Raw genomic sequence first — 12,331 nt, forward strand, 5'->3', positions numbered from 1 at the left:
TTAAGGGGATGCGATCAGGTCCCGGACGGCTTCCAGGGCTTCAGGGATGCCTGCCGGGTGTTTCCCGCCGGCCGTGGCAAAAAAGGGCTGTCCGCCCCCGCCCCCCTGGATGTATTTCCCAAGGTCGCGCACGATGCGGCCCGCATCCAGGCCCCGGGCCTCGGCGAGTTCCCGGGAAATATAACAACTCAGCATGGCCTTGCCCTGCTGTTCGGACCCCAGCAGGAGGAACAAATCGGGGAATTCCGCTCCCAGGTCGAAGGCGAGGTTCTTGATGGCCGCCGCGTCGAGGTCCACCCTGGCGGTAAGCAGGCGTATGCCGTCGACCTCCCGCATCTGGCCCTTAAGCTCCTCCTTCAGGTAGCCGGCTTTCTCCCGTACCAGGCGTTCCACTTCCTTTTTAAGTGAAGCATTCTCTTCCTGGAGTTGCCCTACCGCCGCAGCCGGGTCCCCCGGGTTCTTGAGCATCCCCCTGATGGCTTCGAGGGTTTGCTCGCTGGAAGCGAAATATTCCCTGACGGCATCGGAGGTGATGGCCTCAATCCGCCTGACCCCGGCTGCAATGGCACCTTCCGAAAGGATTTTGAAGTGCCAGATTTCCGAGGTGTTGCCCACATGGGTCCCCCCGCAAAGCTCAATGGACTGTCCGAAGCGGACGGTGCGCACCTTTTCCCCGTATTTCTCGCCGAAAAGGGCCATAGCCCCCTCTTCCAGGGCCTGCCTGACCGGGACGCCCCGCTGCTCCTGCAGGGGAAGGCCTTCCTGTATGCGCGCATTGACCAGGTGTTCCACCTGCCGGAGTTCGGCTTCGGTCATTTTTGCAAAGTGGGAAAAATCGAACCGCAGGTATCCGGAATGGACCGCAGACCCTTTCTGTTCCACGTGCTGCCCGAGTACCTGGCGCAGGGCCTGGTGCAGGAGGTGGGTTGCGGTGTGGTTGCGGGCTGTACGCAGGCGTTGCTGCTCATCCACCACTGCGGTAAAAGCCGCTTCCGGGTCGCGGGGGAGGGATTTGGCGAAATGCAGGATTTCGTTGTTCTCCTTTTTGGTGTCGACGATGTAGACCACATCCCCATTGGGGGCCTCGAGGTACCCCTTGTCGCCGACCTGCCCTCCCCCTTCGGGATAGAAGGGGGTCTGGTCAAAAACGAGCTGGAAAAACTCCCCTTCCTTTTTGGCAGCCACCCGGCGGTACTTCCGGATCCGAACTTCGGCCCTGAGCTGGTCATACCCCAAAAAGTTCGTTGGAGGGCCTTCCCGGAGGACCTCCCAGTCTGCCCTGGAAACCTCAGAAGCAGCGCGGGATCTGGATTTCTGGGCCTGCATCGCTTTTTCGAAGCCGGCCTCATCGAGGGTGTAGCCCCTTTCACGGAGGATCAGGGAAGTCAGGTCAATGGGGAAACCAAAGGTATCGTAGAGCTCAAAGGCCTTGGCCCCGTCCACCTCTGTCCCGGGGTTTTCGCGGAGGATCTGGTCGAGGAGGGAAAGCCCCTGTTCCAAAGTCCTGAGGAAAGAGTGTTCCTCCTCCCGTACCACATTTTCAATCAGGTGCTGTTGCTGCCCCAGTTCCGGGTAGGCATCCCCCATGGTCTCCACCAGCACCCGTACCAGCCTGTACATCATGGGTTCCCCGGCCCCAAGGAAGGTAAACCCGTACCGGATGGCCCGCCTCAGGATTCGACGGATGACGTACCCGGCCCCGGTATTGCCGGGCAGTTGCCCGTCGGCGATGGCGAAGGCCACGGCCCTGATATGGTCGGCGATGACCCGGATCGCGACATCGGGTTCCCCACCTTTGCCATAGCGGGTCCCCGATATCGTTTCGATCTCCCGGATCAGCGGGGTGAAGACGTCCGTATCGTAATTTGACTGTACCCCCTGCAACACCATGCAGAGGCGCTCAAACCCCATCCCGGTATCGACATGCCGTTCGGGCAGGGCTTCCAGGGCTCCATTGGCCTTGCGGTTGTACTGTATAAAAACCAGGTTCCAGATCTCCACCACCTGGGGGTGGTCCTGGTTGACCAGGCTGGCCCCGGGGACCTGCTGCCGCTCGGAAGCCGAACGGATGTCGACATGGATCTCCGAGCAGGGGCCGCAGGGGCCCTGCTCGCCCATCTCCCAGAAATTATCCTTTTTGGAACCCAACAAAATGCGGTCTTCCGGCACAATGGCCTTCCAGAGCTCATACGCTTCCTGGTCCCTTTCCAGGGCATCGGCATCGTCACTGCCCTCAAAAATAGTCACATAGAGCCGGTCGCGCTCAATGCCACAGACCTCCGTGAGGAACTCCCAGGCCCAGGATATGGTTTCTTTTTTGAAGTAGTCGCCGAAACTCCAGTTGCCCAGCATTTCGAACATGGTATGGTGGTAGGTGTCGCGCCCTACCTCCTCCAGGTCGTTGTGCTTGCCACTGACCCTGAGGCACTTCTGGGCATCCGCAATCCGCCGGTGGGCGGGGGTCCCCGTCCCCAGGAAATACTCCTTGAACTGGTTCATCCCCGCATTGGTGAACATCAGGGTGGGGTCGTCCTTGATCACCATGGGGGCCGAAGGGACAATCTGGTGGCCCCTCTCCTCAAAAAATGCCAGAAACCGGCTTCTTATCTCCTTGGAAGTCATACGCACTGTTGGGGTTGCTTTAAAGTTAAGATTGTATGCCAAACAATTTCTATATTTGTTTAGCGGCAAAGGCCGCACAAAAATAGGACAAAATCCCTTCATGACTAAGGTCAAGTACTATTACGACCCGGATACCCTGTCGTACCGGAAGATTGAGCCCAAAAAATCGAGGAAGTTCCGAAACGTGCTCCTTTTTACCGTGGCCTCCGTCCTTTCCGGGTTGCTGGGAATGCTGGTACTGCTCAACACCAACCTGCTGAATACCCCCCGGGAACTTGCCCTGAACCGGGAGGTAAAGAATTACGAGCTGCAATTTGAGCTGCTCAACAAAAAAATGAGGCAGATGGAAGAGGTCCTGGCCAATATAGAGGAGCGGGACAACAACATCTACCGGGTCTACTTCGAGGCCAACCCCATCCCCGAGGAACAGCGCAGGGCTGGTTTCGGGGGGGTCAACCGGTACCGGTCCCTCGAGGGCTTCAACAATTCGGAAATGATCATCGGCACCACCCGTCGGATGGAAATCATCCAGAAGCAGATGGTGATCCAATCGCGGTCGCTTGACGAAATAGCCAAACTGGCCACGGAAAAGGAAAAGCTCCTGGCGGCCATCCCGGCCATACAACCGGTAAACAACGAAGAAATGACCCGGATGGCTTCCGGTTACGGATGGCGGTCGGACCCCTTTACCAAGGCCCGGAAAATGCACTGGGGGATGGATTTTACAGCCCCCAGGGGCACCCCCGTATACGCCAGTGGCGACGGGGAGGTAAGCCGGGCAGACAACCGTGCTTCCGGGTATGGAAAGCACGTCCGCATCGAGCACGGCTACGGCTATATGACCCTGTACGCCCACCTGAGCCGTTACAACGTCAAGGTCGGGCAACAGGTCAAGCGGGGAGACCTGATCGGTTTTGTGGGAAGCACCGGGCGTTCGGAAGCTCCCCACCTGCACTACGAGGTCTGGAAGGACGGCTCGCGTATCAACCCGATCAACTTCTATTACGGAAGCCTTACGGCTGAGGAATTCGAGAACATGCTCCGGTACGCCAACCAGGAAAACCAATCCCTTGACTAATGCAGGTAGATCTTCCCGAAAAAAGGTATTACGGCATCGGGGAAGTAGCCCGCGCCTTTGACGTGAACGCCTCCCTGATCCGTTTCTGGGAAAAGGAATTCGACGTGCTCCAGCCCAAAAAGAACGCGAAGGGCAACCGGAAATTTACCCCCAGGGACATTAAGAACCTGGAGCTTATCTACCACCTGGTAAAGGAACGGGGGTTTACCCTGGAAGGGGCCAAGCTCCACCTGAAGGAGAACCACCAGAAAACCCTGGACCGCTATGAAATGATCCGCAAGCTGGAATGGGTGAAGTCCGAACTCATTAAAATTAAGGAACAACTCTGATGTAACACCCCGGGCCATCCCGGCACTAATACCTACCAACCCTTAAACACCACATGTCATGAAAAAATGGTTAATCCCCGTAATAATCCTGGTTGTGCTGGGCATTGCCCTGTACCAATGGGCTGTGGGCTTCAACAACACCGCGGTCGAATATGAGGCCAACGCAAAAACCGCATGGTCGAATGTGGAAAGCGCCTACCAGCGCCGCAACGACCTGATCGGAAACCTGGTGAAAACCGTACAGGGGGCCGCCGATTTTGAACGGGGGACCCTGACCGACGTGATCGAGGCCCGGGCCAAGGCCACCTCAACCACCATAGACGCCAACAACATTACCCCTGAGCAACTGGCCGCCTTCCAGGAAGCCCAGACCGGGTTGTCGTCAGCCCTGTCGCGCCTGCTGGTGACCGTGGAGCGCTACCCTGACCTGAAGGCCAACCAAAACTTCCTGGAGTTGCAGTCGCAGCTGGAATCTACGGAGAACCGCATTAACGTGAGCCGCGACCGGTATAATGAGGCGGTAAATATTTACGACATCCATACCACCAAATTCCCCAACAAAATCCTGGCCGGCTGGTTCGGCTTCGAGGACATGCCCCGCTACAAAGCGGACCCGGGTTCGGAGAACGCCCCCGAGGTGAATTTCGAGTTCAATTAAGCGGCGGCTATGGGCGAGGTGGAGCGCTTCCTGAGCAATGCGGAAGAGGAGGAAATCGTAGAGGCCATCCGGGAAGCGGAGGACCATACCTCCGGGGAAATCCGTGTACACCTCGAATACGGGAAGGGCTCGGACCCCATGGAACGGGCCCGGGAGCTCTTCCACGAGCTCAAGATGGACAACACCCGCCTGTCCAATGGCGTGCTTTTGTACATCGCCGTCCACGACCACCGCTTTGCCATTTGCGGCGACCGGGGGATTGACGCTGTTGTCCCCCCAGGCTTCTGGGACAGTACCCGCGACCTGATGCAGGCCCATTTTCGCAAGGGGGAATTCAAGGAGGGGATTATCGCCGGGGTCCTGAGCGCCGGCCGGGAGCTAAAAACCCATTTCCCCTGGAAGGCCGAAGACCGTAACGAACTGACTGATGAGATTTCCAAAGGCTAGGGCCGTATGTATCGCGATTGGGATGCTCACCGTTTTTACGGGGCAGGCCCAGTTCGAGATCCCCCCAAAACCCGCACGGGGTTCACAAACCAGCCTTTACGACTATATCGGCCTGCTCGCCCCTGCCGAAAAAACGAACCTGGAGCAAAAACTCATCCGGTATTCCGACAGTACCTCCACCCAGATCGTAATCGCCATTATCGCTTCCTCGGAAGGGGAAGACCTCCAGTACCTGGGGGCCCAGTGGGGCCATGCCTGGGGTATCGGGCAGGAAAAGGAAGATAACGGCATTTTGGTGTTGCTGGCGCGGGACGACCGCCGGATCGCCATCAACACCGGCTACGGGGTGGAGGAATTCCTGACGGATGCGCTTTCGAGGCGGATCATCGAAACCGTGATCATCCCCGAATTCAAAAAAGGGGATTATTACGCCGGGCTCGACCGGGGCGTGGATGCCATTTTCCAGGTGCTTACCGGGCAGTTCAGGGGAACGCCCCGAAGCAGCGGCGACGGGGAGTTCCCCTTTGCCGCCCTGTTGCCATTTATCATTTTCCTGGTTTTTATGCTCATCCTGGCATCCCGCAAGAACAAGGGCGGGGGTGGCAACCGGGGCAACCGGGGGCGTGGCCCGGACCTCTGGGACATGATAATCCTAAGCAATATGGGGCGCTCCAGTTCCCGCGGAGGCTTCGGTGGGGGTGGTGGCTTCGGGGGCGGAGGTTTTGGCGGCGGCTTCGGGGGCGGCGGCTTCGGGGGCGGCGGGGCTTCCGGGGGGTGGTAGCCGGGCCTGTTTGAACCTTTAGTGCTGTATCCATGATCTCATTTTTCCGTAAGATTCGAAAATCGCTGTCGGACGAGGGCAAAACAGGGAAGTACCTAAAATACGCCCTTGGCGAGGTATTGCTGATTGTGGTGGGGATCCTGATTGCTTTGCAGTTACAAAACTGGAACGAACAACACCAGCAGGAACAACGCTTCAGGGCTTCCCTTGAACACGTGTATAACACCCTTGCGAGCGAAATCGAAGGGTTCGATAACGGCCTGGAGTATCTTCAATCGCAGGCCAATGCCCTGGACTCGATCCTGCTGTTGAAGGATAGCCTGGACCCCAGGGAACTGATCCCTGCACTTTTTTTTGTGACCGTGCCCCCTGAATTTGGGGTTTATGAATCGCGTCGGGCGGCAGAGGACCTCTCTTATGACCCCAATAAAAAAGTGCACCGGGAGCTGGCCAGGCAAATATCCGTTTATGCCTCAAGGCTGGTTAATCCGGCCAGGAACTCCAGGGCCTTTGACATGCTGCAGGAGGCAGGCATCCCGTTACCCCAGGAAAGCCAAAATTTGGCCTATGGGTTGACCATCGACCCCAATCAATTTGAGGAAAGGGATTTTCAAAAACTAAAACGCCTGCTGGAAAGCGATGCGTTCATTCCCGCGCTTAAAAACCTCAAAATACAGTTCTATTTTGATTATGGGCGTTTGTATTCCTGGAAAACGGATGCAGAATCGCTTATGAAGGGTATTCGCAATTATTATCCCGAAGTGCGCATCCTCTATAAGAATGTTTCTCTAATCGGTCCCGCCCTTGAGGGGTGGGACATCGATGGGGGAAGGGACTTTCCCCTGATCGAAACGGACCTGGACCGGTACATCTGGGAAACCAAACTCTACCTGAAGGAAGGGGAAGTCAAGTTCCGGTGCCGGGAAAGCTGGGCCCAGAACTGGGGCGGTACCGGCTTTCCAACAGGGAGGGCCCAAAAAGACGGCGCCGACATTTTAATCCCAAAGGCAGGCACCTACCGGGTGACCCTGAACCTGTCGGAGGGGACGTATCGTTTCGAATTGGCGGAAGGGGAATAACCGCTATTTCTTCCGCATAAAAATGCTCATCGGCACCCCCGTGAAGTCGAAATTTTCCCTGAGCTTGTTTTCCAGGAACCGCTTGTACGGGTCCTTTACATACTGGGGCAGGTTGCAGAAGAAAGCAAACTGCGGATAAGGCGTCGGCAACTGGGTGCAGAACTTGATCTTCACGTATTTCCCTTTGATGGCCGGAGGGGGGTTGCCTTCAATGATGGGCAGCATCACGTCGTTCAGCTTGCGGGTGGGGATCCGGCGGGAGCGGTTCTGGTAGACCTCCACAGCGGTCTCTATGGCCTTCAGGATGCGTTGTTTGTCCTTGACCGAGATAAAGAGGATGGGCACATCCGTAAACGGGGCGATGGCTTCCCGGATCTTCTGGGTATATTCCTTTACCGAATGCGTGTCTTTCTCCACCAGGTCCCATTTGTTGACCAGGATCACAATGCCTTTGTTGTTGCGATGGGCCAGCCAGAAGATATTCTGCACCTGCCCATCGAAGCCCCTGGAAGCATCCAGCAGGAGGAGGCAGACATCGGCGTGCTCAATGGTGCGCACAGAGCGCATCACCGAATAAAACTCCAGGTCTTCCCGTACCTTGGCCTTGCGGCGGATCCCTGCCGTATCGACCAGGTTGAATTCAAAGCCAAAGCGGTTGTACCGGGTGTCGATGCTGTCGCGGGTAGTCCCGGCCACATCGGTCACGATATAGCGGTCTTCGCCCAACAGGGCATTGATAAATGACGACTTGCCGGCATTGGGCCGGCCCACCACGGCAAAGCGCGGGAGGTTATCTTCCGGGATGGGGGCATCCGGCAGCACCTTTACCAGGGCATCCAGCAACTCCCCCGTCCCGCTGCCATTGATGCTCGACACCGGGTAGTATTCCCCCAGGCCCAGGTTGTAGAATTCCACGGCATCTTCGAGCCGCTGGGCATTGTCTACCTTGTTGACCACCAAAAAAACGGGTTTCTCGACCTTTCGGAGCAACCGGGCCACGTCTTCGTCCATTCCGGTGATCCCGGTTTCTGCATCCACCATAAAGAGGATGGCATCGGCCTCGTCAATGGCGAGTTCCACCTGCCGGTCGATTTCCTTTTCAAAAATGTCATCGCTGCCCAACACGTAGCCCCCGGTATCGATCAGGGAAAACTCTTTGCCGTTCCAGTCGCTTTTGCCATAATGACGGTCGCGGGTAACCCCGCTCACCGCATCCACGATGGCTTCCCGCCTCTGGATCATACGGTTGAAAAACGTGGATTTTCCCACATTGGGCCTTCCTACAATGGCGACAATACCCGACATAACTGATTATTAGGCGACAAAGGTAGTGTTAAGGAAGCGGATTTGAAATGAAATTGGAAAATCCCGGGATCAGGACCCGAAATAATCGAGGCGCAGCTGCACCGAATTTTCAATGCGGTTTCCGGAAAGATAAGGTTCAGAAGGCTCCCGGGAACGGATGATGCGGGCCGGGCTGCCAAAGGCAACCACCAGGTCGGGGATGTCGTCCACCACCAGGGAACCGGCCCCTACCACGCTGTGGGCGCCGATGCGGATATTCTCAATTACATTGCAGCCCAGGGATAGTGCGGCTCCATGACCCAGGTGAAGGTTCCCCCCCGTACAGACGGCTGGGGCCAGGCTGGAGAAATCTTCCATCAGCCCATCGTGCCCAAGCGAAGAACGGGTGTTTAAAATACAATGGTCCCCGACCACGGCGTTGGTGTTGATAATCACACCCGGCATTACCACCGTTCCCCGGCCCAGGCGCACGTCCTTGCCCACGGTGGCGGTAGGGTGTACCAGGGTGATGAATTCAAACCCCGGGGCAATCCTTTGGATGCGACGGACCATTTGCCTGCGGACCCAGTTATCCCCTATGGCGACTACCCCACCGGCAATACCGTGGGCATCGATCAGCAGGGGAAGGTCGTTTTCCGACCCGAGCACTTCGTATCCGTTTTTTTTCGTACCTTTCTTTTTAAAGGAATCCACAAAGCCCACCGGCCTGTAGATGCCCGAACGCTCCAGTGCATCGAGGATAACACTCCCGTGTCCTGAGGCCCCAAAAATGAGTACATTTTTCATGGAATTTTGCAAAAAGTGCATTTCATCGATGAAATATGACCTTTCGTCGATGATTCAAAGGTATGGAAAACTTCCCGGGATTTTCCCCTTTCCTGCAGATTTTATGAGGAAAACCGTAAGCTTTGCCCTGCCGCCCGCGGCTATACCCTGATCCTTCCCTCCACAAAACATCTCCTGATGGAACTCCCCAATGACATCGTGCTACGGCCCCGCTTCCAGGACGAACTAAGCGAATGCGCCGGCGACGTCCTGGGCCGCATAGAGCGCGGGCAGCACCCCCCATTTGTGGTCAAACGCCTCGACGACCACCTCTTTATCAGCTTCGGGGCCGCAGATAAACATTTCTGGTCGCCCCAGCTGCAACTGGAAATCGTGGACGAACCCGGGGGCAGCTGCAGGATCTACGGCCTTTACGGCCCCAACCCCACCCTCTGGACCTTTTTTATGTTCCTGCACTTCGGGGTGGCCAACCTGTTTATTATCCTGGGGATTTGGGCGTATAGCAGTGCTGCCCTGGGGAAGGCCTACGGGGTGCAAGTGGGCGGGATGGCCGGCATGGTAGTATTCTGGTTTGCCCTGTATGCTTTTGGGCGGGCCGGGCGGGCCAAAGGGAAGCCCCAGATGCACCAACTCTACACCTTCTACCAAAAGGCACTGAAAGGCTGATCAGTTCTGGTCGTAGCCAAACCGGCGCAACTGGCGGGCATCGCTCCTCCAGTTTTTGTTGACCTTTACATACAACTCCAGGTACACCTTTTTGTCGAAGAAGGCCTCCAGGTCTTTCCGGGCCTCGCTTCCCACGCGCTTCAGGGCGGAACCCTTGTGGCCGATCAGGATGCCCTTCTGGGAGTCGCGCTCCACCATAATCACTGCGCCGATGCGGATCAGGTCGTCCCCTTCTTCAAAGGCCTCCACCTCGATCTCCACCGCATAGGGGATCTCCTTTTTGTAGTGCTGCAGGATTTTTTCCCGAATAATCTCACTGACAAAAAACCGCTCGGGCTTGTCGGTCAGCTGGTCTTTCGGGAAGAAGGGCGGCCCCTGCGGAAGCAGTTCGAGGATGCGGTCAAACACGGTTTGTATGTTGAAACGCTCCAGGGCGGAAATCGGGTGGATCTCGGCCCGGGGCAGGGTTTCTGCCCAGTAGGCGACCTGCTGTTCCAGGGTTTCCTGGTCGGTGGTGTCTATTTTGTTGATCAGGAGCAGCACGGGTACCGGGCTCTGGCGGATCTTCTCCAGGAAGGCCTCATCCTTGAGGCCCTGCTGGCCCACTTCCACCATGTAGAGCAACACATCGGCGTCGTCCAGGGCCGTGCGCACAAAACCCATCATGGATTCCTGCAGGGCATAGGCGGGCTTGATGATGCCCGGGGTATCGGAAAACACCACCTGGAAATCCTCGCCGTTGACAATGCCCAGGATGCGGTGGCGCGTAGTCTGGGCCTTGGAAGTGATGATGGAGAGCCGCTCCCCCACCAGGGCATTCATCAGGGTCGATTTCCCCACGTTGGGGTTCCCGATGATATTGACAAAACCGGCTTTATGGGCGCTCATGCTTCAGTTGTGTAAAATAGCGTTTCATTTCCCGGTTTACCCGGGGGGCGAGGTACAGGACCGCAATCATGTTGGGGATGCACATCAGGGCATAGGCCAGGTCGATCAGGTTGATCACCAGGTCCACAGATGCCACTGCGGCAAATGTAATGGTGGCCACGTAATAGTAATTGAACCAGTTTCCAATCCGGGGGTTTGTGAGGAAGGAAAGGCATTTCACCCCGTAATACGAATAGGTAAATAATGTAGACAGGGCAAAGGCTGCCACCACCAGCATCAGGAGCACGTCGCCGTACCCGAAGAGGGATTTCTCAAAGGCGATCAGGGTCATCAGGATGCCGTTGCTCTCGGCTTCGAGGTACGCCCCGCTCAGCAGGATCACCACAGCCGTAAGGGTACAAACCACAATGGTATCGATAAAGGGCCCAAGCATGGAGACCAGCCCTTCCTGTATGGGTTCCTTGGTTTTCGACTGCCCGTGGTACATGGGGGCGCTCCCCAGGCCGGCTTCATTGGAAAAAACCGCCCGTCTCACTCCTAGGATAACAAGCCCCCAGAAGCCCCCGGTAAAGGCAGTTTTAAAGTTAAAGGCCTCGGTGATAATGAGTTTCAGCGCGGGGAATATCTCCCCCGCGTTGTTGGCCATAATGATCACGACAGCGCCAAAATAGAGCAATACCATAAAGGGCACGATGGCCGTGGCCACGCGGGCGATCTTTTGCAGGCCGCCGAAGATGACCAGGGAGGTGACCAAAGACAAAACAATACCGATAATCAGTTTCCAGTTAAATTCCCCCAGGGTTGCCAGCGTGGTATCGGGGTCCACCACGTTCATAAAGGTCTGGGTGAACTGGTTTACCGTGAACACCCCCAGAAACCCCACCAGGCCGGCGATGCTGAAAAATACCGCAAGGGGCCTGGCCCGGGGCCCGATCCCCTGGGTGATGTAATACATGGGCCCGCCCTGCAGGTTGCCGGAGGCGTCCGTGTGCCGGTACATGATGGCCAAACTGCAGGAATAGAATTTGATGCACATCCCGATTATGGCCGTCATCCAGATCCAGAAAATGACCCCGGGGCCACCCATGTAGATGGCGATGGCCACCCCGCTGATGTTCCCGAGGCCCACCGTGGCAGCCACTGCAGAGGACAGGGCCTGCAGGTGGCTCACCTCCCCCGGGTCGTCGGGGTCGTCGTACTTTCCGGCCGTAATGCCGATGGCATGCCGGAAATACCGGTACGGCCTGAACCCGGAATAAAAGGCCAGGAACAACCCCCCACCCACGACCATTATGAGCATGGCCCACTCGGCATAGGGGATCAGGCTGGAAAGGAAGGCATTGATGGATTCCATTGAGAAAACGCTACAGGCCCCAAGGTAGGGATTTTCGCAATATCCCTCCCCCCCGCCCCGCCCCGGAGAATAAAAACCCCCGGGGTTTGACAAAACCAATTATCCGTTGTATATTTGCCGTCCAAACCGCGGGGTAGAGCAGTAGGTAGCTCGTCGGGCTCATAACCCGAAGGTCGCTGGTTCGAGTCCAGTCCCCGCTACAAAGAAAACCGGTTGCCAAAGGCAATCGGTTTTTTTGTTTGTGGAAAAGCCAAGCTTGCTTGAGCTTTGGAACGAACAAAAAACCGAAGCAAATGCGATGCATTTGCCGGTTTTCTTTGATACGCCCCCCAAGGCCC

General features: G+C 56.8%; 12 protein-coding genes and 1 tRNA gene. 8 read left to right on the plus strand and 5 right to left on the minus strand.

What is annotated here, in order from left to right:
- Positions 1–2,622, minus strand: coding sequence for an alanine--tRNA ligase (alaS, locus tag NG653_RS13915; RefSeq protein ID WP_252742328.1), 2,622 nt, complete (start codon positions 2,620–2,622; stop codon positions 1–3).
- 100 nt (positions 2,623–2,722) lie between these two features.
- Here alaS and NG653_RS13920 point away from each other — a divergent pair, with 100 nt between their 5' ends.
- The 6 genes from NG653_RS13920 to NG653_RS13945 are packed head-to-tail and all read left to right on the plus strand — an operon-like array spanning position 2,723 to position 6,994.
- The gene (locus tag NG653_RS13920) at positions 2,723–3,700 is read left to right on the plus strand and encodes a M23 family metallopeptidase (protein WP_252742329.1); all 978 of its coding nucleotides are present in this window, start codon (positions 2,723–2,725) and stop codon (positions 3,698–3,700) included.
- Positions 3,700–4,029, plus strand: a complete 330-nt coding sequence (locus NG653_RS13925) for a MerR family transcriptional regulator (RefSeq protein WP_252742330.1) — start codon at positions 3,700–3,702, stop codon at positions 4,027–4,029. Before NG653_RS13920 ends, NG653_RS13925 begins: the two co-directional genes overlap by 1 nt.
- A gap of 58 nt (positions 4,030–4,087) precedes the next feature.
- The gene (locus NG653_RS13930) at positions 4,088–4,687 is read left to right on the plus strand and encodes a LemA family protein (protein WP_252742331.1); all 600 of its coding nucleotides are present in this window, start codon (positions 4,088–4,090) and stop codon (positions 4,685–4,687) included.
- A gap of 9 nt (positions 4,688–4,696) precedes the next feature.
- Positions 4,697–5,134: a TPM domain-containing protein gene (locus NG653_RS13935; protein ID WP_252742332.1), complete on the plus strand. Its 438-nt coding sequence runs from the start codon at positions 4,697–4,699 to the stop codon at positions 5,132–5,134.
- Positions 5,115–5,915 (plus strand): TPM domain-containing protein, encoded by an 801-nt coding sequence (locus tag NG653_RS13940; protein WP_252742333.1) that lies wholly within the window; start codon positions 5,115–5,117, stop codon positions 5,913–5,915. The genes NG653_RS13935 and NG653_RS13940 overlap by 20 nt, the downstream gene beginning before the upstream one ends.
- Before the next feature lie 32 nt (positions 5,916–5,947).
- The gene (locus tag NG653_RS13945) at positions 5,948–6,994 is read left to right on the plus strand and encodes a SusF/SusE family outer membrane protein (protein ID WP_252742334.1); all 1,047 of its coding nucleotides are present in this window, start codon (positions 5,948–5,950) and stop codon (positions 6,992–6,994) included.
- A gap of 3 nt (positions 6,995–6,997) precedes the next feature.
- Here the strand turns inward: NG653_RS13945 and der are convergent, their stop codons facing one another.
- Together der and NG653_RS13955 are read right to left on the minus strand one after the other, a co-directional pair.
- Entirely contained in the window at positions 6,998–8,299 is a 1,302-nt protein-coding gene (gene der, locus NG653_RS13950; protein WP_252742335.1) for a ribosome biogenesis GTPase Der, read from the minus strand.
- A gap of 69 nt (positions 8,300–8,368) precedes the next feature.
- Complete coding sequence (locus NG653_RS13955) at positions 8,369–9,085, minus strand: acetyltransferase (protein WP_252742336.1); 717 nt, start codon at positions 9,083–9,085, stop codon at positions 8,369–8,371.
- Positions 9,086–9,262: 177 nt separating this feature from the next.
- Here NG653_RS13955 and NG653_RS13960 point away from each other — a divergent pair, with 177 nt between their 5' ends.
- Complete coding sequence (locus tag NG653_RS13960; protein ID WP_252742337.1) at positions 9,263–9,751, plus strand: GTP-binding protein; 489 nt, start codon at positions 9,263–9,265, stop codon at positions 9,749–9,751.
- Here NG653_RS13960 and era read toward each other — a convergent pair whose 3' ends face one another.
- Both era and NG653_RS13970 read right to left on the minus strand, forming a co-directional pair.
- Entirely contained in the window at positions 9,752–10,639 is an 888-nt protein-coding gene (gene era, locus NG653_RS13965; RefSeq protein ID WP_252742338.1) for a GTPase Era, read from the minus strand.
- Positions 10,626–11,993 carry an alanine/glycine:cation symporter family protein gene (locus tag NG653_RS13970; protein WP_252742339.1) on the minus strand — a complete coding sequence of 456 codons (1,368 nt, stop codon included), beginning with the start codon at positions 11,991–11,993 and terminating at the stop codon, positions 10,626–10,628. The genes era and NG653_RS13970 overlap by 14 nt, the downstream gene beginning before the upstream one ends.
- A 127-nt stretch (positions 11,994–12,120) precedes the next feature.
- Between NG653_RS13970 and NG653_RS13975 the strand changes: the two genes are divergently transcribed.
- Positions 12,121–12,193 (plus strand) — tRNA-Met (locus NG653_RS13975).
- Positions 12,194–12,331: the final 138 nt, after the last annotated feature.

The organism is Robiginitalea marina (genome assembly GCF_024006985.1).
GTDB classification, from domain to species: domain Bacteria; phylum Bacteroidota; class Bacteroidia; order Flavobacteriales; family Flavobacteriaceae; genus Robiginitalea; species Robiginitalea marina.